The organism is Bacteroides xylanisolvens (assembly GCF_018289135.1).
GTDB classification, from domain to species: domain Bacteria; phylum Bacteroidota; class Bacteroidia; order Bacteroidales; family Bacteroidaceae; genus Bacteroides; species Bacteroides xylanisolvens.
Genome location: NZ_CP072216.1, coordinates 2,764,479 through 2,789,758 on the forward strand (window position 1 = coordinate 2,764,479; position 25,280 = coordinate 2,789,758).

At 41.3% G+C, this 25,280-nt stretch carries 15 protein-coding genes and 1 pseudogene; 3 read left to right on the top strand and 13 right to left on the bottom strand.

All coding sequences use genetic code 11. The annotated features are described in order from the left end of the window. Window positions 1–12: 12 nt before the first annotated feature. From INE92_RS11860 to INE92_RS11875, 4 genes are all read right to left on the bottom strand, one after another. Window positions 13–879: a glycine betaine ABC transporter substrate-binding protein gene (locus tag INE92_RS11860; protein ID WP_212702039.1), complete on the bottom strand. Its 867-nt coding sequence runs from the start codon at window positions 877–879 to the stop codon at window positions 13–15. A 20-nt stretch (window positions 880–899) separates the two neighbouring features. Further along, complete coding sequence (locus tag INE92_RS11865) at window positions 900–1,724, bottom strand: ABC transporter permease (protein WP_015531536.1); 825 nt, start codon at window positions 1,722–1,724, stop codon at window positions 900–902. Beyond that, the gene (locus tag INE92_RS11870) at window positions 1,721–2,947 is read right to left on the bottom strand and encodes a quaternary amine ABC transporter ATP-binding protein (RefSeq protein ID WP_015531537.1); all 1,227 of its coding nucleotides are present in this window, start codon (window positions 2,945–2,947) and stop codon (window positions 1,721–1,723) included. The genes INE92_RS11865 and INE92_RS11870 overlap by 4 nt, the downstream gene beginning before the upstream one ends. A 299-nt stretch (window positions 2,948–3,246) precedes the next feature. After that, complete coding sequence (locus tag INE92_RS11875; RefSeq protein WP_004312618.1) at window positions 3,247–3,585, bottom strand: MGMT family protein; 339 nt, start codon at window positions 3,583–3,585, stop codon at window positions 3,247–3,249. An 82-nt stretch (window positions 3,586–3,667) separates the two neighbouring features. On the opposite strand from INE92_RS11875, the gene INE92_RS11880 reads away from it, so the two are divergent. Continuing rightward, complete coding sequence (locus INE92_RS11880; RefSeq protein WP_008025957.1) at window positions 3,668–5,056, top strand: LruC domain-containing protein; 1,389 nt, start codon at window positions 3,668–3,670, stop codon at window positions 5,054–5,056. Window positions 5,057–5,136: 80 nt separating this feature from the next. On the opposite strand, the gene INE92_RS11885 is transcribed toward INE92_RS11880, so the two are convergent. Then, the gene (locus INE92_RS11885; protein ID WP_373259582.1) at window positions 5,137–7,917 is read right to left on the bottom strand and encodes a substrate-binding domain-containing protein; all 2,781 of its coding nucleotides are present in this window, start codon (window positions 7,915–7,917) and stop codon (window positions 5,137–5,139) included. Window positions 7,918–8,354: 437 nt separating this feature from the next. Beyond that, window positions 8,355–9,473 (bottom strand): annotated as a pseudogene (locus tag INE92_RS11890) (toxin-antitoxin system YwqK family antitoxin). A gap of 152 nt (window positions 9,474–9,625) precedes the next feature. Here INE92_RS11890 and INE92_RS11895 point away from each other — a divergent pair. Then, the gene (locus tag INE92_RS11895; RefSeq protein WP_212702040.1) at window positions 9,626–11,293 is read left to right on the top strand and encodes an ISL3 family transposase; all 1,668 of its coding nucleotides are present in this window, start codon (window positions 9,626–9,628) and stop codon (window positions 11,291–11,293) included. Between the two features lie 228 nt (window positions 11,294–11,521). Here the strand turns inward: INE92_RS11895 and INE92_RS11900 are convergent, their stop codons facing one another. From INE92_RS11900 to INE92_RS11930, 7 genes are all read right to left on the bottom strand, one after another. Next, entirely contained in the window at window positions 11,522–12,409 is an 888-nt protein-coding gene (locus INE92_RS11900) for a carbohydrate kinase family protein (RefSeq protein WP_015531539.1), read from the bottom strand. A gap of 35 nt (window positions 12,410–12,444) precedes the next feature. Continuing rightward, the gene (locus tag INE92_RS11905; protein WP_015531540.1) at window positions 12,445–13,611 is read right to left on the bottom strand and encodes an MFS transporter; all 1,167 of its coding nucleotides are present in this window, start codon (window positions 13,609–13,611) and stop codon (window positions 12,445–12,447) included. A 515-nt stretch (window positions 13,612–14,126) separates the two neighbouring features. Continuing rightward, window positions 14,127–15,974 (bottom strand): DUF4980 domain-containing protein, encoded by a 1,848-nt coding sequence (locus INE92_RS11910; RefSeq protein WP_004300992.1) that lies wholly within the window; start codon window positions 15,972–15,974, stop codon window positions 14,127–14,129. Window positions 15,975–16,099: 125 nt separating this feature from the next. Beyond that, on the bottom strand, window positions 16,100–18,052 hold the full coding sequence (locus INE92_RS11915) for a DUF4960 domain-containing protein (protein ID WP_015531541.1): 1,953 nt from the start codon (window positions 18,050–18,052) through the stop codon (window positions 16,100–16,102). A 37-nt stretch (window positions 18,053–18,089) separates the two neighbouring features. After that, window positions 18,090–19,220, bottom strand: coding sequence for a glycosyl hydrolase family 28-related protein (locus tag INE92_RS11920; protein ID WP_015531542.1), 1,131 nt, complete (start codon window positions 19,218–19,220; stop codon window positions 18,090–18,092). Window positions 19,221–19,242: 22 nt separating this feature from the next. Beyond that, window positions 19,243–21,000 (bottom strand): RagB/SusD family nutrient uptake outer membrane protein, encoded by a 1,758-nt coding sequence (locus tag INE92_RS11925; protein ID WP_015531543.1) that lies wholly within the window; start codon window positions 20,998–21,000, stop codon window positions 19,243–19,245. Window positions 21,001–21,024: 24 nt separating this feature from the next. Further along, on the bottom strand, window positions 21,025–24,108 hold the full coding sequence (locus INE92_RS11930; protein WP_134993003.1) for a SusC/RagA family TonB-linked outer membrane protein: 3,084 nt from the start codon (window positions 24,106–24,108) through the stop codon (window positions 21,025–21,027). A gap of 277 nt (window positions 24,109–24,385) precedes the next feature. On the opposite strand from INE92_RS11930, the gene INE92_RS11935 reads away from it, so the two are divergent. Further along, on the top strand, window positions 24,386–25,258 hold the full coding sequence (locus INE92_RS11935; RefSeq protein WP_015531545.1) for an aldose 1-epimerase family protein: 873 nt from the start codon (window positions 24,386–24,388) through the stop codon (window positions 25,256–25,258). Window positions 25,259–25,280: the final 22 nt, after the last annotated feature.

The following is a 25,280-nucleotide window of genomic DNA, read 5'->3' on the forward strand; positions in this document are numbered from 1 at the left end:
CAATGCTCCAATCTATTTATTCTCTGACTTCGGAATCCAACTATCCACCAACTGCCGATGTTCATCCCTCCATTTACGGGCTATTTCTTCTTCATCCATCCGGGCATCCTTCATAGCTGTCATAAAAGAGCTAAGTTCTTCTGTCGTTAGTTTGATGTTGCCAAAGAATTCGGCAGCAAACGGATCTTTCTCACTGAATCCTTTCCATGCAATAGCATGTATTTCTTCCAAGTCTCCATATACTTTCTTCGGATCATCCAAGAATTTCAAGTCAAACTGGTCGAACATCCAATGCGGTGTCCACCCCGTGATGACAATCCATTCTCCTTTGTCCATCGCTTTTTTCAAAGAAGCCAGCATGGTGGAACTACTTGAAGTCATGAGGGTATACCCATCAAGTCCGTAAGCAGCAATGGTCTTATCGGTCGTCTTCATAATTCCTGCTCCGGCATCAATTCCCACTATTTCAGAAGAGAAACGGTCTTTATTAGCTTCCAGCTCACTAATAGACTGGATCGTAACATATTGAGGAACAACCAGTCCTACACGGGCTTCTCCATATACCTCACCCAAAAATTCGATGCTGTCTCCATACTGATCCATATAATCTTTCATCGTTATTGGTAACCAGGCATCCAGAAAGACATCAGATTTCTTTCCTGACATAGATACAAAGATGGGGGCAAGGTCAGCATTTTGCAGTTCAACCTCATATCCATGTTCTTCCAATACCACCTTAGCCAAATGACTCATGGCAATACCTTCCAGCCAATTGGCATAGGCTATCTTTACTTTCTTTTTCTCTAAATCTGAATTAGTACAGGAAGCCAGCAAAAGTATAGCTGACAATACTATTCCTACTATTTTATATATTCTCATACGTATTTTATCCTTTCCGTTTAGTTCTTATTTTTTCGTCCTGCCATTCCTTGTGTGATACGGTCTAAGATGATAGCTAAAATAACAACTGCGATACCACCTTCAAACCCAAGTCCGATTTTCATTTGGGTAATACCTTTCAATACAATTTCTCCCAGACCACCGGCAGCAATCATGGCAGCAATGACAACCATAGAAAGCGACATCATTATTGTCTGATTGACACCTGTCAGGATGGTTGGCAACGCCAAAGGAAGCTGCACTTTATACAATAACTGCCAACGGGTAGCCCCGAACGAACGGGAAGCTTCCACTACATTTTTAGGAACTTGCCGAATTCCCAATCCAGTAAGGCGGACCACAGGAGGCATAGCAAAGATAATGGTGGCAAACACTCCCGGCACTGCTCCCAATCCGAAAAACAAAACGGCAGGAATCAGATAAACAAAAGCAGGCATCGTCTGCATCAAGTCGAGAACAGGACGAAGTATTTTCTCTGCACGCGGACTGTTTGCCGTCCACACTCCTAAAGGTACACCAACAATCAGAGCCAGACAGGTAGATGAAAAAACGAGAGCCAGGGTTTGCATAGTAGCCTCCCAAAATCCCATTCCATAAATCAGTAATAATCCTAATGCGGTGAAAATTGCCGTACCACGTCCTGCCTTCATCCATGCGAGTGCAGCAAGCACTAGAATGGTTATATAAAAAGGTATTCCAAAAAGTACGTGTTGGAATCCTATAATAAAACTACCGATGCCTGCATTCACGGCATCAAAGAAAGTGGAAAAATGTACCATCATCCAATTGATGGCCATCTCTATATATTGTCCTATATTTATCATAAATCTATTGCGTTTTGAATTATTTCGTTTATTTCTTCTTTATCTTTCCCCGTCACTTCGATGATTAAGGAGGAAAGCGGGATTGTTCCTAAAAACTCATGCGTCTCATCAATCACCCATACCGGCGAATTGCTCTTTGTCATTAAAGGAAGTATATCCTCCAACACTGTATCCTCCAATACAGAATGTACTTCTGTACGCACAATCGTTTCAATGGATTTTTCCTGTCTGCTACGTAACTTAAGCAGGTCGTTCAGACGTACTTCTCCGACCAGTTTATCATCGGCGTCTATGACAGGTAATACGGTGATATTCTTCGCACGCATCTTACGAATCAATACTTCAGGTCCCTCTTTCTTCAGACGGGCCACCAGTGGTTTGTCAATCATTAAAGAAGAAGCGGTGATAATTTTACTCCTGTCCACGTTTTCAACAAAACGGGCTACATAATCGTTAGCCGGTTCGGTCAGTATTTCTTCTGAAGTACCTACCTGCACCACCTCTCCGTCTTTCATAATGGCAATACGGTCGCCCAGTTTAATCGCTTCACTCAAGTCATGGGTAATAAAGACAATTGTTTTTTTCATCTTCGACTGCAAAGCCAGCAGTTCATCCTGCATTTGCACACGAATCAGAGGATCGAGCGCAGAGAAAGCCTCATCCATTAAAAGCACTTCGGGATTATTAGCCAGAGCACGGGCCAGTCCGACACGCTGTTGCATTCCACCGGAAAGCTCGCCCACCATCTGATTTTCATATCCTTTCAATCCGACAAGCTTCATACTTTCCATCGCTTTCTTCTCACGTTCCTCTTTCTTCACTCCCTGAAGTTCGAGACCGAACGCGATATTGCTCAATACGGAACGGTGAGGTAACAGACCGAAATTCTGGAAAACCATCGCCAACTCTTTCCGGCGAACTTGCAATAACTCTTTTTCGGATATTTTAGATATATCTACTCCGTTTACAAGCACTTGTCCGGCAGTAGGACGTATCAGACGATTGATACAACGCAGTAATGTCGATTTTCCACTTCCCGAGAGTCCCATTATCACAAAAAACTCTCCTTCATTAATTGAAAGATTGGCATCTTTCACTCCTACCGTACAACCGGTATCTTTCAGAATTTCCTCTTTACTCTTATCTTTTTTCAACATCTTGAGTGCTTTCTGCTTCTCGTGACCAAAGATAAGGTACAAATCCTTTATTTCTATTTTACTCATATAATATATTGGTTTAGATTATAATAGTTGTTTTGTTTTCAACTGCTGCGTTCCTCATTCTCACTTACGATAAACAAGTTGAATGTTCGCATGGTTCAGTCATGTCACATGACAACATGATGATCCGACGTTTTTTAAAATGGTTTTAAAAGACAGACTGAGTAGTTTAAAAGGAATAGAATTTGATAAGATTATCCTCTCAATGAACAGTAGAAAACAGTATTTTCATAAATAAATAACAGTCTGTTCTTGCATATTGTTGGCACAAAGGTAAGGGAAATAGATTAAATATGCAAATTTCATTCAGATACGGAGTAATTCCAAAGATGCTTTTTCAAGTCTACGCATCCATTTTGCTTGAAAGAGATCCCTTCTTCCAACAAGAGTTGTTTCTGCTCTGTCCACCCCGGAACAAGGCGTCCCGATGCATTGACAACCCGGTGACAAGGCGTAGATAAATCATCCGGAACCTGTTTCAAGGCACGCCCCACCATACGGGAACATTGAGGCATTCCCAATAATGCGGCAATTCCCCCATAGGTAGAAACTTTACCTACCGGAATTTCCCGAACAACCTGATACACCTCCTGACAAAAGGATGTGGAAAGGCTTGCCTTATCTACTTTATAATCTTTCATCGCCTGGACTTTATTTATTTCATTCCCAAAGCTAGATAAAAAGAAGAGAATTTGCAAATAACAAAAGCATTTCAAATAAAATATGCAACTTTATTTGCTTTATTTACAAATAATCCCGACCTTTGTACCCATTAAAAGCAACCCTATTATTAACAAAACAAGCACTGCTGTTATGAAAAAGAAGACAATTCTATTCGCTTCTTGTTTATTGGGAGTATTCGCTTTCAGCTCCTGTGAGAAGAACCTTTATGATGAAAGCAAGCAACCTGAAAAAGAAATTCAAGTAAAAGACCTGGATATACCCGCAGGCTTTCAATGGAAATTAACTCAAGTAGCCGCAGGAACAGTAGCTGCTACTACCCCCACTATGGTTTCCTTCTTTTTGGATGAAGCATGTAGTAAAGAAGAGAAAATAGCCGACATTCCTGTAGATACAGAAATTTCAAGTCTCCCTTTGAGCATCCCAACCTACGTAAATACATTGTATGCCCAGTACAAAACCAGCACCAATGAAACCAAAAAAGTAGCCATACCTGTAAATGCAGATAGAAGTTTCTCACTGAACATTGCTAATGATGCCAAATCCAAATCTAACACCACCCGGTCAATCACTCGTGGGCATGATATAGAAGATGACATCCAATTGTCAAAAGGAGTCATTTTTCATCCCAAAGATGGTTGGGGAACAATCATGTTTGAAGACCAATTTCCATCATTAGGAGATTATGACTTTAATGATTTTGTAGTCAATTATAAGGTGCAGTTCCAAGGTATTAGAAAGGTTGACAAAAAATACACTGCGCAGTATATACAAATAGGGTTACGTCTAAAAGCTATCGGAGGAATATTCCCTTATTCCCCTTATTTAAGACTGAAAGAAATAGATTCTGACGAAGTGGAAAGTATAGAAGTTTATGAAACTAAAAACGTGATTCCTGCGATCGACGGAGTAGAACTTGTCCCCAATAAACATCTTATCATTGATTACAGCCCTTTAATTAAGAATCTGGCTAAACCTGCAGGCAGCCAATATTATAATACAGAAAAGAATGCTTTGGTAGCAACAAGTGATTTACCGGAGATCAATATTCTGATCACCCTAAAGAAGAGAAAAGAAGTAAAGGAAATATTAGAAGGCGATGAATTCGACTTGTATTTAAAACGTAATGATAGCGGAACAGAAATCCATATGAATGGTATTGAACCGATCACTTACCAATATCCATTCAATGATAAAAATCTGCTACCGATATATACAAACGGGGACGAAGAAGATGATAATTATTATTTTAGTGCAGGACGCCTGATTTGGGGATTAAGAGTACCAGGCAACGCAGCGCATGCTATTGAAAAAGCTAATTTCTTGGAAGCCTATAAAGGATTTGCAAAATGGGCGCAAAGTAGTGGCAAAAACGAACAAAACTGGTATAATCAAGGAAACGCAGATAAAAGTTTATTGATTCATAACTAACACATATCAATAAATCCCGGCAAACATTGAAAATTCAAGTTACCGGGATTTATTGTATTCTAACGTGAATAGTTTTGATTCTATCCTTTCCTCTTCAGCAAATCTGTCGGACTTTCTCCAAACTGCTCTCTATAACATTTGGTAAAATAAGAAGGAGAGCTGAAACCGACTTCATAACCAATCTCTGCCACTGTCATATCCGACGAAGCAAGCAGGGAAGCAGCTTTCTTTAAACGAGCGATACGAAGCAATTCATTCGGAGAATAATTAGTCAAGGATTTTATTTTGCGATAGAGCTGCACACGACTTAATCCCATATCCTTACCCAAATCTTCTACATTCAAATTTGAGTCTCCCATCTTTGCTTCAATCAAAGCCTTGAATTTTTCCACAAAATCTTTATCCATATCACAGACATCCTCTTTCGCCAACGTTTGTCCGTCACCAAAGAACTGTTTCAGGCGGCGATGTGAATCTATCAGATTACGAACGCGTGCCAACAGCAATTGCGAACTGAAGGGCTTGGAGATATAAGAATCCGCACCTCCGTCATATCCCTGAATCCGTTGTTCATCCAAAGAACAGGCTGTCAATAAGATGACAGGGATATGGCAGGTTTGCAGTTCGCTTTTCAGCCGACGACAGCACTCTATTCCATCAATACCAGGCATCATCACATCAGAGATTATCAAGTCCGGAACATATTTCATTGCTTTGCGGATGCCCTCCGAACCGTCTGCTGCTTCAATTACAGTATAATCGGTATGGAGTAATCCGCGTACATACGAACGGATATCTGCATTATCATCAATTACCAAAACGGAAGGTTTGGAAGAATCATAGCCTTTTTCCAGTTCCTCTTCTTCGGCAGCTAAAGTTCCATTCAGGTCGGAAGAGGCGGGAGATCCGGGAGAAGCAGGATTTAAAGGAACTGCAGAGATTGATGACTTTAGAGAATCTTCGGCCAGAATAGTTTCACAAGTCTGTACCGGTAAATCAACGGTAAAAACAGTGCCCTGCTTTTCATCACTTTCCACAGAAATTGTACCTTTATGCAATTCAACGAAAGCTTTGACCAATGCAAGCCCGATTCCCGAACCGGCATGGTGCATGTCTATTTTATAAAAACGATCGAAAATGCTCCGAATATGTTCGGCGGAAATCATTGAACCGGTATTGGCAACAGTAAAACGAATCCAGCGAGTATCCTCTTTCGTTAAGGAAGATAAACGAACCGTTATCTTTCCATTTTCCGGTGTGAACTTGAACGCGTTGGAAAGCAGATTAAAATAAATACGTTCCAACTTTTCCATATCCGCCAATGTATGGTAATCCGTATCCGGCATATTATCAAAAGAGAAATGAATGTGTTTCTTCCGGGCCGCTGCAAGGAATGATTCGTTCCAGCCCTCAAAAGAGGAAAGAACATCTATCTGAACAGGTGTATATTCCATCTTACCGTTCTCGTATTTACGGAAATCCAGAATCTGATTGACAAGACGTAAGAGGATATTCACGTTTCGTTGAATCAGCATCAACATTCGATGCTGATCTCCACTTAGTGTATGATCGGCCAATAAATGTTCTACCGGATCGGCAACCAATGTAAGCGGAGTACGGAAATCGTGAGATATATTTGTGAAGAACACCAGTTTGGCATGCGTTGCCTCTTCCAGTTGATGAGAAAGCTGGATGAGCTGATCCCGTTGCTCTTCCAGTTTGTCCCGCTGTTCTTCTAATTGGTCACGTTGTTCCTCTAACTTGTCCCGTTGCTCTTCCAGCTGTTTCTTCTGCTCGGAAAGTTCCTTATTCAGACGATTTTTAGCACGGAGAGATTTATAGACTACCAATAATAAGCCTGCCACCAATAGAAGAATAACCAAACCGCCATACATCACCACCTGCTGTGTAGCAACCCGAGACAGATATCCGCCGATACGTCCGTTCAATGTTTCAATCTTCTGATCCAGTTCCGAGATGTGAGTTGTCTGAAGTTGCATGACATGCGCATTCGTACGGTCGACCACCGCAGTGTTCATGACCGTTTCCCGGGGATAAGGCTTTTTCTCAAGGATATTCATTGCCAGTTGCATCACTTTGTCGCCATTGGTCGGATAAATAAAAGTAGCATTCAACACACTGTCGAGCACCATTTCCAATCCGTTGCCTTTGCCGGGGAGAGCATCGATACCGACAAAAATCATTTCCTTCTCCCGTCCCACTTTCTTTGCAGCCTGATAAGCTCCCGGAGCGATACGGTCATTATGCGCATACACGGCGTCTATCTTCGGATGCCGACGGAGCATACTATCCATTTCCACTTCCGCCGGTTCACGCTCCCACGCAGCATCCGCTTTATCAATCAGTTTGATATCCGGAAAGTTACTGATAGCAGCCATAAATCCTTGATGGCGTTCCATGGCAGGAGTTGAGCCACCCAGTCCAGTAAGTTCCACCACATTCCCTTTTCCTTTCAGGCTTGACGCAATATAATTGCCTACCGCACGTCCTATTTCATAATTGTCGGCACCGATATAGGCAGTATATTTATCAGAAAGAATCTTCCGGTCTACCAGGATGACAGGTATTCCCTTTTGATAGGCTTCCTCTACAATCGGAGTCATGGGGGCCGCTTCGTTGGCAGAAATAATCAATAAGTCAACCCCTTCATCTATAAAATAATGAACGTCCTCCGCCTGTTTGCGATTATCATCCGCAGCCGACCGGATTTCAACCGATACCCCATCGTAGAACATTGCTTCGCGAAGAATTTCATCATTCATCTTATGCCGCCAGGAGTCATCACTACATTGCGCCACCCCGATACGGAAGCGGTGTGTGTCCTGCCGACAAGCCGTCATGCCAAGAAGACAGAGCAAGACTGCTATCCACTTTGTATATCCCATCATTCTCATTTTTTTCGTATTTCTTTCTATGACCCAAATGGACGATTGAGAACAAAAATAAGAAATAAAACTGTGAGTATGCTATCTATCACCCAATTATTCTCATCATTACCCTCCAAAGAAATGCAAAACAGTTCCCAATATTCAACCGGAAACTATTAACAAAAGTATAAAGCGTAAGACAAACACTCAATAAATGTTATAAAACATCTCTTTTTATTTGGATTATTTGCAGATTTAACAGAAGTCCGTATCTTTGCAATGTGTTTTTCATAGTATTAGATTTAAGGTTAACAAAGGTTGGAGCAAGGCGTTGCTCCTTTTTTTATGTCTGTACGGCTACGCCTTGCACTCTGTATAACACCTACAACCTATATGACAGTTGATAAGACCTAGTTTTCATCCCATTCCCTTTCCAGTTTGCCATCAATGGTATAAAGTTTCCAACGTCCTACCCGGTGACCGTTCTTATATTCTCCACATTCGCGGAGCTTGTTATTCTTCACATAACGAGATTCAAAAGGACCGTTTTGCCGTCCGTTGACGTATGTAGAAGTTTCCCAATAATCAAAGCGATTGTCCACCACTAACTGGCGTGCTTTTCCGTGCAGTCTGCCAAACTGATAGGTTGCCTCGTACTTCAATTCGCCATTTTTCAAGTCATATTCACGATAGATTCCGTCCTTGCGGTCATTTTTCAGATAATATTCTTTGGTACGCATCCCTGTCTCACCACTGTATGAAACGTGCAGGCCTTCTTCTTTTCCATTCAGATAAGTTTCAATTACAATGGTATCGCCACTCTCTGCAATCTCTGTCCAACGACCGTTCTTCTGCCCATTCTTGTAACTACCCAATACATGAGGAGCTCAAAAAGTAAAGATGGACGAATATTCTCCATCCTTCAACCCTTCGTTATTATAATAAACCGTTTCGTATAGTTCATAAGTACCCTTCATGAAAGTATATTGTTTCCCTACTTGTTTACCATCCTTATAATTATGGTCCATCCGCAGAGTTCCGTCATAATCATACGACAAATGTTTTCCATCCTCCTTGCCCATCCGGTAGTTTTTCTCACTTTCTATTTTTCCGTCAGTAAAGAACGTTTTGCTCGTACCGTTCAACTTTCCTTCCTTATAAGACTTTTCTTCTTTCAGTTTACCGTCAAACTTAGAATAGATTTTAAATAAGCCATTCTTCCGTCCATCTTTGTAGACGCCTTCATTTATCAGAATGTTATCCAAATGCTCTTCATATTTGCCATCATAAAAACCATCTTTAAAAGAGGCCAGTATATACGCAGAGTGATAACCGTCAATGATACGATGTTCGCCGTTGAGCGGTTTTTCCGTCATCAAGTCTCGGTACAAGAATCTTCCGTCGCCTACATTAACGACAGATACCTGATCGATTTTAAACTCTTTTTGTGCTAATGAGGGAAGGGCTATGCATAGAAGCAAAAATACATTCCAGCATTTCGAGCGGAATAAAATAGAAACGTGTTTCATAATGTGACATTCTCTTGGTTCTTCGTCAAATTTGGTGGTAATCTCTTTTTTATTTCGACGGTTTCCCTCTTCTTCTTTCTTAATCCTATAAAAAGTTGTAGATATGTTTGCTTTTTAGTAACTTTAAAGACACCACATCATTAAGAGTTACAATGCAACAAGCCATATCTACAACGTACAAATATACATCAAAAAAAGAAAATACTCCTACAAATAGGGGATTATTCCATGATTTCAGATTCAGTCTTGGCTACGATAATCTGCAACAAGATGGTATCTCTGAAGCTGTTGGCTCATTGACGGTCTTTTTACATACGGCTGGCAAGGGGGCTTCCTGTCCTTATTGCGGACATTTCAGTCACCGATTGCACAGTTACTACTCCCGTCATATTCAGGATCTTGAAGTTTACGGTCATACTTTGGAGTTAGTCATAAAGGTTGGTAAATATTATTGTGACAATGTTTCTTGTCCGCAAAAAATATTCTGCGAACCGTTGTCTTTTCTGGCTCGTCGGTATGGTAGACGGAGCTATCTTGTTGAGGAACGCATCAGATCGATAAGCTTGGAACTTACTTCCCGAAAGGCCTCTTCTCTTTTGCAGCTGTTCCATATAACGGCCAGTAGCTCTTCCTGCTTACGCATCCTACAACAGTGCGGGCAACATAATCCTATGCATAATAAAAGTATTTATGTAGGTATTGATGATTTTGCCTATAAAAAAGGTAAGGATTATATGAGTGTGGTCGTAGACCAGATGACACACATGCCTATTACTTTGTTAGAGGATAGAAGCGGAGAAGCGCTTGATAACTGGCTCGCCCGGAATCCTCAAATACAATATATAACGAGAGACCGTGGAAGATGTTTCACAGAGGCTATAAACAGAATAATCCCTGGTGTTACACAAATCTGCGACCGGTTCCATCTAACCAAGAATATGACGGACACAATGATACCGGAAATAGAGAAAATGATTCGTCAGACTAAGCAAAAGCTCAAATACGAATATCCTGACAGAGACACGGCTTCTTCGTTAATTCTTCAGGACATATTTAACATGGGAGATGTCCGACACAGAGAAAAATTGAAGATATACAGGGAAAGCCTGAACTTAAAAATGCAGGGGATGACCATTGAGCAGACAGCCGCACATTTAGGCAAGAAAAGTCGCTACATTTATAAGCTCATTCACAACAGGAGAATAGGGGCATACTTGAATGAGCAACAGAAGACAGCTCTTAAATATGTATCCGAACTGGCTACAATCATTAGTGCGGGCTGTATTACCCGAAATATATTGGCACAAAAAATGGGAAGTAAAATCAGTGGCGCACTTATTGGAAGGATAACATCCAGCTTGCGAAAAATGTATCAACAAAAGAGGAAAGAAGTCAAGGAGCATAATGAGAGCATTGAAAACGGAAGTAAAACACAGAGAGTTTCACAGAATCAGATACGCAAATACATTCTAAAGGGAGAATCGGATAATCCTAAACTAGCGGAACTGTATAAGTCCTCACCACAGATAAAAGAACTCTTAAGCGTGTGTCAGAATTTCAGAGATATGATTAATGGGAACACTTATGATAAGGATATTAGAAAGTGGATTGAAAAAGCGAAGGCAACACGGAATATGGCACTGACGAACTTTGCATATGGTATTGAAAAAGACTGGGAGGCAGTACAGGCAGCTATTGATATCCCCTTTAATAACGGATTACTGGAGGGGACAGTGAATAAAATTAAAGCGGTAAAAAGGCAGATGTACAATAGGGCAGGAAGTAAACTACTGAGAGCCAAGATTCTTTATTCACAATAGAAGAAGTACCACCAAATTTGACGAAGAACCATTCTCTTTTTAGTTATTATCTTGTGAATCGTGCAAAGATATACAATTAGCTAAAAATCCAACAATAAAAAGAGAAGAAAAGAGGTGATATCCGAAAAGATTTGAATTAAAAAAATCCTCCTTACTACAACATACCGTAGTAAGAAGGATTTTCACTTTTGGATTCTTTTCGTCCCTACATTTACATCAATAGAGAAATTACATCAGCCTGTCTTTCAAAACCTGCGGAAGTTCGGGCATTGCACCGCTTTGCGTGCAGACATAAGCAGAAACTTCAACGGCAAGTTTGTGAGCTTCTGGTACCGGTTTTCCATTGAGAATGGAAGCACAGAAAGCAGCCGTAAAGGAATCACCTGCCCCCACCGTATCGGCAACCGGAACTCTCGGCGTCTCCTGGAAAGAGACAACACCCGGGGTAAACACATAACTGCCATTAATTCCGCAAGTCAGAATCAACATCTTCAGGTTGTATTTTGCCAACAGAATCCAACATTTATCCTGTAAGTCGATGCCGGGATAGCCAAACATACGGCTGATGGTCACCAGTTCTTCGTCGTTTATCTTCAGAATGTTGCAACGGCGGAAAGATTCGCGCAATACCTCTTTGGTGTAGAAGTCCTGGCGGAGATTAATATCAAAGATTTTCAGTTGTCCGTCTATGTCGGGCATCGTATCCAGAAAACGGTTGATAGTGGCACGGCTCACTTCATTACGTTGAGCCAGGGAACCGAAGCAAACGGCACGCGTACTCAATGCCAAACGTTTCAGTTCATCCGTGAAAGGTATGTTATCCCATGCCACGCCTTCTTTGATTTCGTAACAAGGCACTCCCTCGTTATCCAGTGTTACCTGTACCGTACCGGTAGGATAATCCACTTGTTCAATCTGCGTTTTCAGTTTCTTCTCGTTGAATACGTATAGAATCTCGTCTCCCAACTCATCCTTGCCCACGGCACTCACCACGCGACTATCAAAACCAAACTGTGATACATGATAGGCAAAGTTTGCCGGAGCACCACCTATTTTCTTTCCTTCGGGCAACACATCCCAAAGTGCTTCGCCCATTCCTACGATTATATTATTCATGATCTACGGATTTTATTGTTTCCAAAGTTATAAAATTATTTTTTAATACGGAATGTATAGAACAAGAGATAAAGCACGCCCACTGTCATTACGGCTACTGCCCCACTCTGTCCCATGGCATCGGATGCTACTCCCATAGCCAACGGAAATACCGTGCCGCCGAACAGTCCCATAATCATCAGACCGGAAACTTCATTTTTCTTACCCGGTAGGTAAAGCAATGCCTGAGAGAAGACTACGGAGAACACATTGGAATTGCCGAAACCAATCAGGCCGATGCATACATAAATCATTGTCTTGTCATGGAACATAAACAAACCTGCCATCGCTATCAGCATCATCACAACACTAATGCCGAAGAAAGACTTCGGTGACATCTTACGTAAAATGAAAGAACCGAGGAAGCAGCCTGCCGTACGGAAGATGAAATAAAGGCTTGTTGCAAAAGCCGCATCATCAAGGCCCATGCCGAGACGTTCCATCAAAATCTTGGGGGCAGTGGTGTTTGTTCCCACATCAATTCCAACGTGACACATGATACCGATAAAAGAAAGCAGGATAAACGGTTTGCCAAGCAAAGCGAGACATTGTCCGAAAGTAGACGGTTTGCCTTCTTCTTTTTCTTCTTTAATCTGTGTGACATTGAGCAACAGGATAGCAATAACGGCTACAATCATGTAAATCGGGAACAGGATGCGCCAGCCTAAATCGAAAGTCGGAATGGCTTGTGTCGCTCCCCACATGGCAATATAAGGAGCAAGGAAAGAGGCAATGGCTTTCACAAACTGGCCGAAAGTCAGGCTACTTGCCAAACGGTCGCCACGTACGATGTTAGAAAGCAACGGATTCAGGGAAGTCTGCATCAACGCGTTTCCGATGCCCAGAAGGGAGAAAGAAATCAGCATCAGCATATAGCTGTCTCCGAAAACCGGCAATAACAAAGAAGCAGAAGTCACAAGCAAACTAAGCAATACGGTTTTCTTCTGACCGATGCGGCTCATCAACATGCCTGTGGGTACGGAGAAAATCAGAAACCAGAAGAATACCAGTGAAGGGAAGATATTCGCCTGCGAGTCCGACAGACCGAGGTCTGCCTTTACATAATTGGAGGCAATGCCTACCAGGTCAACAAATCCCATGGCAAAGAAGCAAAGCATCACCGGGATTAGTTTGGAAAGGGAAGAGTTTTTACTGTTTTCCATTGTTTTTTTTATCTAAATATGTTATCATCATTTGTTTATATCATAAATTTAGGCACGGATTAGGCGGATTACACGGCTTCTTGAATGATGGCTATCAGATAGCAACCGTCTAATCCGCGTAATCCGTGCCTAATAATATAAAATTATATTTTGCATGAGTACTTATTCTATTTATATCATGCAGTTATATGATTCAATTTACAATCTGATGTTAGTCGTGTGGGTACTTACCGTTAGTTATCTGTTCGTCGCCTATATGAATCACGCTCTCCTTATTGCATCAATACCTCAAGCCTACGGTATCTTTATCTTAAACCTACGGCATAGTAACCTTGAAGCTACGGTATTACTAACTTACCACGGCCGTGGTAGGAATTCGTCACGGCCGTGACGAATCAGTAATACCGTAGGTTTAACACAAGTATATCCCTACTATCCACCTACTATCCCTTAAGGAAAGATGTATTCATCCATAGGGAAACAAATAAAGAGCGCATAGGGCGAACAAGAGATATTTATGGCTTCAACTTATGAACCACAAACGAATCTACTTTATAAGCTCCTCCTTTACTGTAAAAGTTGATATGATTGTAAGGTTCCGAAGGGAATACCTGATTGGTCATCACAAAACGTCCACCATTTCCAAAGGCTTCCACACTGGATTTATCCACAAACAGACGGAGTTTCAATGCCTCTTTGCCGCCTTGTTCCTCGTTTCCACCTTGTTCAATTGCTGTCCAGGTCAACATCGGGAAATTCTCATTGAAGCTGACCTCTCCGCTCTTGCGACGATCCATTGAGAATTTCTTTTCTTTCATGTCATACTGCATATCCACTTCTTCGCCTTTGTCATTGTAGAGACGGAAGCCGATTACGTCTGCACGTTGATTTTCGATTGTCAATTCTATTTCGTATGCACCGTCATTGCCGGGAATCATTTCTTTGATTGTGCGTGTTCCGTTTACTTTGAACGAGCGTTTCTTGGAAGCATCACGCAAAGCCAGCAGTTCGGGAGAGGGAGCTGATTGGAGGTAAGTCTCACCATCTACGGTAAACAGGCTCAAGTCACGGGGAACGGAATTCGGGCTACGGTATTGGGAGGTAGGAACATCGTTTGCGTATTGCCAGTTGCTCATCCATGCGATAGCGATACGGCGGTTGTCGGGAGCATCGCTCCAAGTTACGGTGGCGTAATGGTCTTTTCCCCAGTCCATCCATTTGGTTTTGGAAGGGAATTCGTTTACAAACTCTTTTCCGTTGAAGGAGCCTACAAAATATTGAGTAGCACTTCCTCCGAAAGGACCTCCGGGATTCAAATTACAAAGCAGCACCCATTTCTTATCATTGGTACCTTCTACTGGAAGTTCAAACAAATCGGGACATTCCCAAACACCACCATGTGCACCTTGCCCTTCACCGAAACGACTTTCAAAGGTCCAATCTTTCAGATTAGGAGAAGAGAATATCTGCATCTCCTGCCCTACTGCTAATACCATGATCCAGCGTTTGGTGTTTTCATACCAAAATACTTTCGGGTCGCGGAAGTCACGCGCTTCGGACGTCAGTACCGGATTATTCTCATATTTGGTGAAAGTACGTCCGTTGTCAGTACTGTAAGCAATGCTTTGTACTTGTCGGTCACTGTTTTGTGTATAGATGGCGATAATGGCACCTGCACCAAAACCGGCTGTATTATCAAAATCGACAACTGCCGAGCCACTGAAAATTGTCCCCAATGCATCGGGAGCAATAGCTACAGGAAGATGTTTCCAGTTTACAAGATCTTGGCTGATAGCATGTCCCCAACTCATATTTCCCCATTTGGAACCATAAGGATTGTATTGATAGAAAAGGTGGTATTCACCGTCTTTATATACCATTCCATTAGGATCATTCATCCACCCATAAAGAGGTGAGAAATGATAAGTAGGACGGAACTTTTCACGGTTGCCCGTATCGAACGTGTCGGACAATTTCATTTCCTTGCAACAAACAGCAGAAAGTTTCCCCCGTATAGGATCATTCGAGCCTAATTTAAATTTCAACAGTATGTTTTTACCAGCATAAGCCGAAAGATCCAGCGGAACAAAATAGTCCACTCTGTTCACTGCCAGACGAACATCCGCAACATTCACCTCTTTATTATTAACGATCATGCTGACACGTACATCAGGCATTACCTCCTCTACAGGTAAAAGCAAATAACGTTGATTTGTATTTATCTGTACCAGGCAATGTCCTTCACCCAAATCTTTTATTAATAAGGAAGAAGTATCGGCCGAAGCATCCAAAAATGAGAAAATCATCATAACCAGAATAGTCAAAAAGGTCTGTACTTGTTTAAACGAGAATAATACATTCATGTCAGATGGTATTAGAGTTAATTATTAATATTCAATGTCTTCTATTTGTCACCATGCAAAGATAGGTGCAACGGATAGTTACACCTATCACTTTTGTTTCAAAAGATAAAAAAAATGTTACCGATCTATTTCTTAGCGCTTAGATAATGTAATATATTCTTCGTCATGAGCACAATATTATCTTGATAAACGTTTATATTACTATTCTGATTCCATTCGTAAGCAGCCAGACCGAGAGCTATACATGTACCTTGATATTCCGCTGTCGGAGCAAACTCTACCATTCCGGCACAACAATAATCCGTTACGTGTCCCCAAGTCGCCAAAACGGTAGCTTTATTTTCTTCTTCAAACGCTTTCACCACATTTCCTGCATTGGGATAAAGAGCGGGGAAGCCATAAGAATTCAAGTCCCACATACAGTTATGGTCTTCACGCCGTCCAGGCCCGATCAACGGGAATGTTTCATGGGGGAATTGGGAAGAAGTAACCATACCAGCAAAAACCGGATGAGCCCGATGATCATACTCCATTCCGATATTGGCATTAATTGTCCAAATGTCTGCCCCATCTCCTCCTTCACCATCTGCAAATATTCCTGGTAGCCGTTCGGTACGTCCAAATGGTACAACCAATTGAGTCGCATGATTGCTTAAGAACAGATTTCCGCCATTCTTATAATAAGTAGCCAACGCGGCAATTGCATCAGCAGACAAAGGTAATTTATCCCATCCTGCTCCAATGCCGACACGGTCTATATGTACCCAAATAACATCATAAGCAGAAAGGTCCTCATCAGTCAATGTAGCGGAAGTAATGACTTTACCATTTACAAATTGCTTCTTGAACCACGCATAGGAAGCTTTTTCATCATCATCTTCTATCTCTTCGGGAGTATCATACGTTATCACGTAAGCTGCATTTGTCAAATCCTGCGCTTCGGAAGGTTTCACCTTTATATTTTCTTCCGTCACTCCACAATCTATCACTTCGGACGACTCGCTGATATAAAATACCTGATTGCTGCTCGTATTCTCTATCGTGAAACTTGCGAAACGATTATTTTCACCTTCCGCAGCATTTACAGTCACAGGGTTTTCTATATTGTCACTCCAAGACACCTGAATGGTGTTCGATGTGAAATGATTATATTCGCCTTTCACATGAATCACGCCATAGTCTGCTTCTTTGCCATTGAGTTGATTTTCGCTTCTGTTTACAGTGAACAAGTTATCGCTTATCAGATTGTTTTGTCCGCTTATATCAAAGAAAGTCATTTTGTTTCCTGTAAATTCATTATCCGAGATATTCACCCGGTTACAACCTATAAAATTAGCACAGCGATCATCATTTGCCGTTAGTTTGTTGTGAGAAAATATCAGATTACTTTCTCCGGAAATACGTGCCGTTACACCGCCCTGTGTTGAGCCGAATACAGAATTGGTTACCATATTCTGTATGCCACCATTCATATCAATGCCATTCACTACATCGGTTGCATCTATCCGAGCTAATGTTATGGCGTCACACCCTTGGAGTTTAATGCCCTGGTACATATTTTCCATTTTAATATTGAAGAAGTGCAGGCGGTCATTATCATGTTCTACATAAATTCCGGTTCCCTGATGGTCCCCCTTCCCCACAAGCGTAAGTCCGTTTACCTCCACACCGCTAATGCGGTTTTTGCGTCCGTCTATATCGGCAACAGGGGCAACGTGTAACGCATATTCGGCATTTCCAAGCACCAGACGACTTTCCCGCGTATCGGCAGCAGCAGTAACCGCTTCATCGTTCACACCTTTCAATGTTACGAAATTACGCGTAAGTTGAATGGGACTATCCAAACGAAAAGTACCTTCGGGAATAAGTATCGTTCCTCCCTCGGGCGGAAGATCGGCTATAATAGCATTTATAAGATCAGCACAATCAGTGGACCCATCGGTTGGAAGTCCGAATTGGGTTATGTCTATAATCTTCTGACCGTTACATTCATCACAGAGAGTATAGGTATCGTCATTGCTGCAAGATGTGCCCAACATCAGGAGCATTCCGCTTATTAAGAATTTATTTATCTTCATGGTGTTACTATATTAATAATGGTGTATGTTGAGGAGGTTATTCTACTATGCTCACCTTATCAGATGATACACAATTAGAAACTTCAGTTCCTGAGTTCACCAGGAATACCCGATAACTCTCCAAATTATCTATAAAGCAGTTTTTGAACACATTTCCTGTTCCTTGAGTAGCATTTACGGCCACAGCATCAGTATAAGCCCATTCACATGACAAACTGTTGGATACAAACATATTGTTGTTACCCTTTACATTGATTATGCCAAAGTCATCACCATGGTCAAGCATCTGATTTTGAAGAGCTCCGGTAAGCCAAAAAATATTCTTATTTACCCGATTATCATTACCACTCAACACGAGAATACCATTGTAGTAGCTTTTAAAATTATTACCTTCAACAATACAGTTATTACAACCATCAAGCACTAAATTTTCACGCCCGTCAGGATAGACCTGATTATTAACAAACGAAAGTTTGTTCACTCCCTGCGCCTTACAGGTTATGCCAGTGGGCTGAGCACCCAGTTGGCAATTCTTGATATTAATATTCTCGCCACCAATCAGCACCATACTATTGGGAAGCTCACATACCCAGCAATTGATTATCTGCATGTTTTTCGCTTGTTCTATCTTGACGCCTGTATGCAAATTTATACCAATAATATTAGAAAGCATTCCATCATCACTCGTACCGGCAAAGTGTATGCCGATGTTCTTAGCTTCCGTACCACCGGACACCATCAGGTTCATAATCTTTACACCCTTCACGCCTGTCTCTACTTTTATAGCAGCTTCGGCATTACGCGCCACCAATTTACTTCCGCCACCAGGGCCCAACAACTCATTTATTCCATTCACATCAATATTGCTACGCATACCGGGATTCAACCCTTTGAATGTCACATTGTGCTTATTAATCACAATGGGAGCGTCGAGCACAAAATCACCTTCAGGAATAACCACTACTCCCCCTTCGGAAGGCAAGGAAGCAATAGCACTATTAATGGCTTTCGAACAATCCGTCTTTCCATCGCCAACAGCTCCGAATGTGGTAACATCGCCTTCGATTTCAGTATGAGTGCCATAACACAACAGATTATCATCACTATCGCAAGCCGTGAACAAACACAGACAGAAAGTGCTAAGCAAATATCTTTTTATTTTCATCATATTTATATTTAAGGAATTTATACTAGTTAAACTTACCATATCCGGGATTCTGCACATAATTGCCTTCAGAGAAGTTATATTGTGCATTGGGAATAGGCAAATATTCATCTCTACCACGAACAAAGCGAGCACCACGATAATAAACGCGCTTATTCTGCTCCACACTAATGTAACTGTTCATGGTTTCCGCAGCAATCCCCCAACGTACCAAGTCGAAGAAACGGTCACCTTCCATAGCAAACTCCATACGGCGTTCCCAACGTAATGCCTTGCGGGCAAAGTCCTGACTCCAGCCCTCAGCAGGATATTCGCCTATCAGATAATTAGCTGCATCCTGTTCGGAATGTTTAAAGTCTTTTACATAAGGACTATTTTTGGCACGCAGACGAATACGGTTAATAATTTTGCGAGCCTCTTCCAGTCCGGTAGCTTCGCCAATCTCTATCAAGGCTTCAGCCTTCCATAACAATACATCAGCATAGCGGATTATCTGCCAGTTGAGATGAGAAGCTCCCCAAGGCCAACCTTGGAACATATCTTCACTTTCAGGCGAGATGTAGAAGCGCTTTGTACAATTAAAGCCATATTCACCGCTGTTACGTATCCAGTTTGCTTTACAAGGCTCAACGGTATATGTTTTCCAAGTGATACCAGGACGACCGGTAACGAAATCCAAACGAGGATCCACAGTTGCATCAATGTTGGTGAGCTCACTTCCTTCGTATATTCCATAGTCATCGGCGTTGAAAGTATCAAACAAAGGCAATCCATAGTTATCTGTCTTATAGGCATTGATCAAGTTCTGACTGGGTAAGAAAAATCCGTCACCACCATAAGGACCTTTAGGAGCATTCAACAGATTACTCCAGTTTATATTCCCGGCACCATCGGTTTCATCATCCATCGAATATTGTACGGCAAACACAGACTCTACCCCATTTTCATATTCCAATTGATCAAGTTTCTGAAAATCGTTCAAAAGAGTATATGCCTTTCCTTGCGCACCTACTTTGTCGCAAAGAGTCACCACTTCAGCTAACAATTGTTTATCAATAGCAACCACTTGGTTATTATCATCTTGTCGGTAAGCCTGATAAAGTCTAGCTTTGGCAGCATAAGCATAAGCAATGTTCTTAGTGACACGCCCTACTTGAGATTGAGTATCAGGCAAATCGTTAGCAGCATCAAGAAATTCTTGTGCTATTTTACCCAGAAGTTCTTCACGGGTAAACTGATTGTTGGGGATGTACTTATAGTCATCATTTTCCACATTCTCATCAAAATAAGGTACTTGCTTGAAAAGGCGAACCAGTTCAAAGAAGAAGTGTGCACGAATCACTTTCATTTCGGCTTTACGACTTTTAATCATCGGCAAAGCATTCTCATCAAGCGTATTCATTACCCGCAATGCGCTGTTACAACGTTGCAAGCAACAATAAAGTTGAAACCATTTTTCGTCGGCATTGCTCCATGTAGCATCTATTTTAAAGGTTTCAAGCAGCGTACAAAAGTCTCCATCATTTACACCGCCACCACCTTTGTAGGCATTATCCGAACGTACTTCACCATACGTCCAATTGGTCATCGGCACCCAGTGCATATCACGATTAGGACCTTTCAATCCGGCATAAGCTGAAGTAACCAAAAGCTCTACACCATCGGCCGATGATAACAAATCGTCATTGAGTGTACCCTGAGGTTTAATATCTAGAAAACGACTCTCATCGCAACTTGCCAATAGTGCCATCACACCTACTGCAAAGATATATTTCAATTTCATAATGTTCTGTATTTAGAATAAAAATTAAAAACCAAGTGATAGACCAAATGTATAGGTACGAGGTTGGGGATATGAATAGCCCAATCCTTCCGGGTCGGCCCCCGTATAATTAGTCAGCGTAAAAACGTTCTGTGCTTGCAGATACAAACGCAAATTGGAAAGATGCGCTTTCTTAATCCACTTATCCGGGAAAGTATAACCCACAGTTAAAGTTTTCAACTTCACATAAGAACCATCTTCAATAAAGAAAGTGGAACTGCGTGTTTCTACATTATTATCAACCACAGTCAATGCAGGGATATCACAATTATAAACTCCGGTTTGCTCATAAGCATTCCAAGCATGCATTGCATCCATCAAACGTACAGAGTGATTACCTGTCCAACCTTGAAAAAGGTCGGTATAAAACTTGGAATTGTTCCATGCATCGCGAATCATACCATTGAAGAATACAGAAAGGTCAAATCCTTTGTAAGATGCACCGATGTTCAAACCACCAATAAATCTAGGTTGGTCACTCCCTTGCCAATCCATATCAGCAGTATTGATAATGTTATCACCGTTAAGGTCTTTGTAGCGAATACGTCCTACGCCGGGAGCACCAATCTGTACATCATATTTACTTAGGTATTCATATACCTCCTGTTTTGTTTTGAATACACCATCAGCTTTATAGGACATCCATGATCCGTAAGGTTGACCTACAATAGTTTTGTCCACACCATTACCACCTCCCCAAGTATATTTGATTACATCCGGAAGTTCGGTAATTTCATTTTTATAATAGGAAAGGTTGAACGAAATATCATACTTGAAATCCTTTATTTCATCTCGCCAAGTAAAGGTTGCTTCCACACCGCTATTATCCATACTGGCAGCATTGTACCATTTATATCCACCTTCACCGATCACTCCTATATAAGGTTTCTGGATTAACATACCAGTAGTCTTTTTTTGAAAATAATCCAGTGTCAGTCCCAAACGGTTGTCAAAGAAAGCAGCATCAATACCAAAGTTCAGTTGTTTGGTCTCTTCCCATTTCAGGTCGTTGTTACCCGAACGGTCTTTCTGTACTCCGGGCAATACCGTTGTACCATCCCCATTGAAATTGTATGAGCCATTGGACATGTTAGTGTAATAGAGGTTGTAAGTAGCATTGTTATCAATCTGATCATTACCATTTATCCCCCACGATGCACGCAATTTAAGATCTGAAAGCCAGTTTTGCGTACATTCCATAAATTTTTCACGCGATACTCTCCAACCGGCTGATACTGAAGGAAAGATAGCAGAATTATTCCCTTTACCGAAACGTGAAGAGGCATCACGACGCACTGTTCCTGATATAAGGTATTTATCATCGAACGCATAGTTCACCTTACCAAAGTAAGAGACCATAGCATAGGTAGACGCATTGTTACTCACACTTTTTCCTTCAGTTACAGTGTCTAAGTAACGATAATCGAGATCTTCTATCACCAATCCGCGACCATATCCCTGTAAATGTTCACCATTCTCTTTCTTAGCTTCAGTTCCTATCACTGCACTGATATTGTTCTTCCCAAGGTCTATGCTATAATTGGCAGTGTTCGACCATACCCATTGCACGCTATTATCTTGTCGTACGGTCAGTTCATTTACATCTACCTTACGATCGGCTTCACTCCATTTGGGGACGAAAGTTGAGTTGAAACCGGTAGTATAGTTCAAACCAAATTGACTCTTCAACACTAGATTTTTAATGGGTTCCACTTCCAAATAAACATTGCCAAAGATACGCCAACTTTTGTGACGATTATTGGCTTCATTGTCTGTCAAGCGAATGGCATTCGGCTTATCCCCCAATATATCCACATAGCCACCGGCATACCCTCCATTTTCATCATACACAGGAATGGCCGGATGCTGGGCAATAACCAATTCTTCTATACCGGCAGGATTAAGATGCTCCAACCAGTGATTCACCGAAATACTTTCACCCACACGCACTTTACCATCTACAAAGCGAAAATTAGAGGCTAAACGCGAATTAAAACGTTCGTAGTCTGTATTACGGCAAAGACCATCCTGATTCATATAATTTAAGGTAAGAGCCACATTCCCATCCTTAAACCCTTTAGAAAGAGAAAGATTATAATTTTGCATTAAAGCCGTACCAAATATTTCCTTTGCCCAATCAGTGTTGCCCGACTTTATTTTCACTCCATTCTGGTCAAAATAATATTCTTGCAGTTGGGCCTTTTCTCCATTTCCATATACTACACTATTGGGATTGGTTCCAAAAGTATTTTTATAAGCCTGCCAATACACATCACCCCATTGGTAAGCGTCAAGCATATCAATACCACCAGTAAAAGTCTGGGCAGTGAGCGACATATCAAAACTTACTTTTACATCGCCTTCCTTAGCACGTTTTGTGGTGATAATAATGACACCATTGGCAGCTTGCGCACCATAAATGGCAGCCGAAGCTGCATCTTTCAACACCTGAATGGATTCAACATCATTGGATGAGATAATAGAAGCCACATTATCATGTGTCTGAACACCGTCTATTACATAAAGAGGAGAAGAATTGTTGATGGTAGTAATACCACGTAACTTAGTATCTGTGTTACCACCTCCGGGTTTACCATCAGTTGTTACGTTCATACCGGCTACACGTCCCTGCAAACCTGACATCACATTACCAGTAGGTATGTCAGCCACCTCTTTCATCTTCACTACAGCTACCGAACCTGTCAGACTGGCTTTCTTTTCAGCCATATAACCTGTCACAACCACTTCGTCAATCATCTTAGCATCCTCTTCCATCACTATCTTCAATGAAGGTTTAGCGGCAATAATTACTTCTTTATATCCTATATAAGAAATTGCCAATAATGCATTCGTTGGTACACTAAGAGTAAAGTTACCATCCAAATCTGTGATAGTTCCAGTTGATTTAGAATCATTTTGCACTACGGAAGCACCAATAATTGGTTGACCATCAGTCTTTGAAGTAACGTTTCCTTTCACTGTTATGTTTTGCCCCCAAAGGACTGACATGAAAGTAAACAGGAAACAAACGCTACAAAGAAGTTTTTTGTTCTTCATAATACTAAGCATTAGTTTGATGTTATTAAATTAAAAGTACGAATTTTACTAAATCGATGATGCAAATTACGGTTGATTTATATCAAACGACTGAAAAAAATGTTTCAAAGGCTATAACATTTGTTGCATAGAACGCTATTTTATAGGGTTTTATACATTATTCTTCGAAATAGAAGAATTATAGAATATCTATTCTCCAGTAAGTATGGAAAATATTACCTTTGCAGGTGATAAGAACTTAAAAAATGGAGTTAACTACTGGTTGTAGTCAACTGAAAAAATCAACGATATGAAAACAATCTCCAACAAACAACTCACGATTCAAGTATCTCCTCACGGAGCTGAACTCTGCAGCATCGTCGCCAATGGAAAAGAATATCTGTGGCAAGCCGATCCTGCTTTTTGGAAGCGACACTCTCCTGTCCTATTCCCGATTGTAGGGAGCGTATGGGAAAATGAGTATCGGAATGAAGGGATTCCTTATACGCTTACTCAACATGGTTTTGCCCGTGACATGGAATTTACTCTTATTTCTGAAAAAGAGGATGAAGTACGTTACCGCCTTGTCAGCAATGAAGAAACTTTGCATAAATACCCTTTTTCATTCTGTCTGGAAATAGGCTATCGCATCCAGGGAAAGAAAATTGAGGTTATGTGGGAAGTAAAGAATAGCGGTGAAAAGGATATGTATTTTCAGATTGGGGCACATCCAGCTTTCTATTGGCCGGAGTTCGATGCAAGCAATTCTGAAAGAGGGTTCTTCGGATTTGACAAGGAAAACGGTTTGAAATATATTCTCATTTCAGAAAAGGGATGCGCTGATCCTTCCACAGAATATTCTTTAGAGTTGACAGACGGATTATTACCACTGGACACGCATACTTTTGATAAAGATGCTTTGATACTGGAAAATGAACAGGTCCGTAAAGTTACCTTATATAATAAAGAGAAACAGGCTTATCTTAGTTTACATTTTAACGCTCCGGTAGTCGGTCTTTGGTCTCCACCTGCAAAGAATGCTCCTTTCGTCTGCATCGAACCTTGGTACGGACGTTGCGACCGCGCACATTATACTGGTGAATATAAAGATAAAGACTGGATACAGCACTTACAACCGGAAGAGATATTCCAAGGAGGATATACAATTGAAATTGATGAATAATTGATGAATAAAAAGTAGCTGC

Coding starts and splice junctions, on each gene's coding strand:
- INE92_RS11860 (WP_212702039.1), bottom strand. CDS start 879: ATGAGAATATATAAAATAGTAGGAATAGTATTGTCAGCTATACTTTTG.
- INE92_RS11865 (WP_015531536.1), bottom strand. CDS start 1,724: ATGATAAATATAGGACAATATATAGAGATGGCCATCAATTGGATGATG.
- INE92_RS11870 (WP_015531537.1), bottom strand. CDS start 2,947: ATGAGTAAAATAGAAATAAAGGATTTGTACCTTATCTTTGGTCACGAG.
- INE92_RS11875 (WP_004312618.1), bottom strand. CDS start 3,585: ATGAAAGATTATAAAGTAGATAAGGCAAGCCTTTCCACATCCTTTTGT.
- INE92_RS11880 (WP_008025957.1), top strand. CDS start 3,668: ATGCAACTTTATTTGCTTTATTTACAAATAATCCCGACCTTTGTACCC.
- INE92_RS11885 (WP_373259582.1), bottom strand. CDS start 7,917: ATGACGGCTTGTCGGCAGGACACACACCGCTTCCGTATCGGGGTGGCG.
- INE92_RS11895 (WP_212702040.1), top strand. CDS start 9,626: ATGCAACAAGCCATATCTACAACGTACAAATATACATCAAAAAAAGAA.
- INE92_RS11900 (WP_015531539.1), bottom strand. CDS start 12,409: ATGAATAATATAATCGTAGGAATGGGCGAAGCACTTTGGGATGTGTTG.
- INE92_RS11905 (WP_015531540.1), bottom strand. CDS start 13,611: ATGGAAAACAGTAAAAACTCTTCCCTTTCCAAACTAATCCCGGTGATG.
- INE92_RS11910 (WP_004300992.1), bottom strand. CDS start 15,974: ATGAATGTATTATTCTCGTTTAAACAAGTACAGACCTTTTTGACTATT.
- INE92_RS11915 (WP_015531541.1), bottom strand. CDS start 18,052: ATGAAGATAAATAAATTCTTAATAAGCGGAATGCTCCTGATGTTGGGC.
- INE92_RS11920 (WP_015531542.1), bottom strand. CDS start 19,220: ATGATGAAAATAAAAAGATATTTGCTTAGCACTTTCTGTCTGTGTTTG.
- INE92_RS11925 (WP_015531543.1), bottom strand. CDS start 21,000: ATGAAATTGAAATATATCTTTGCAGTAGGTGTGATGGCACTATTGGCA.
- INE92_RS11930 (WP_134993003.1), bottom strand. CDS start 24,108: ATGCTTAGTATTATGAAGAACAAAAAACTTCTTTGTAGCGTTTGTTTC.
- INE92_RS11935 (WP_015531545.1), top strand. CDS start 24,386: ATGAAAACAATCTCCAACAAACAACTCACGATTCAAGTATCTCCTCAC.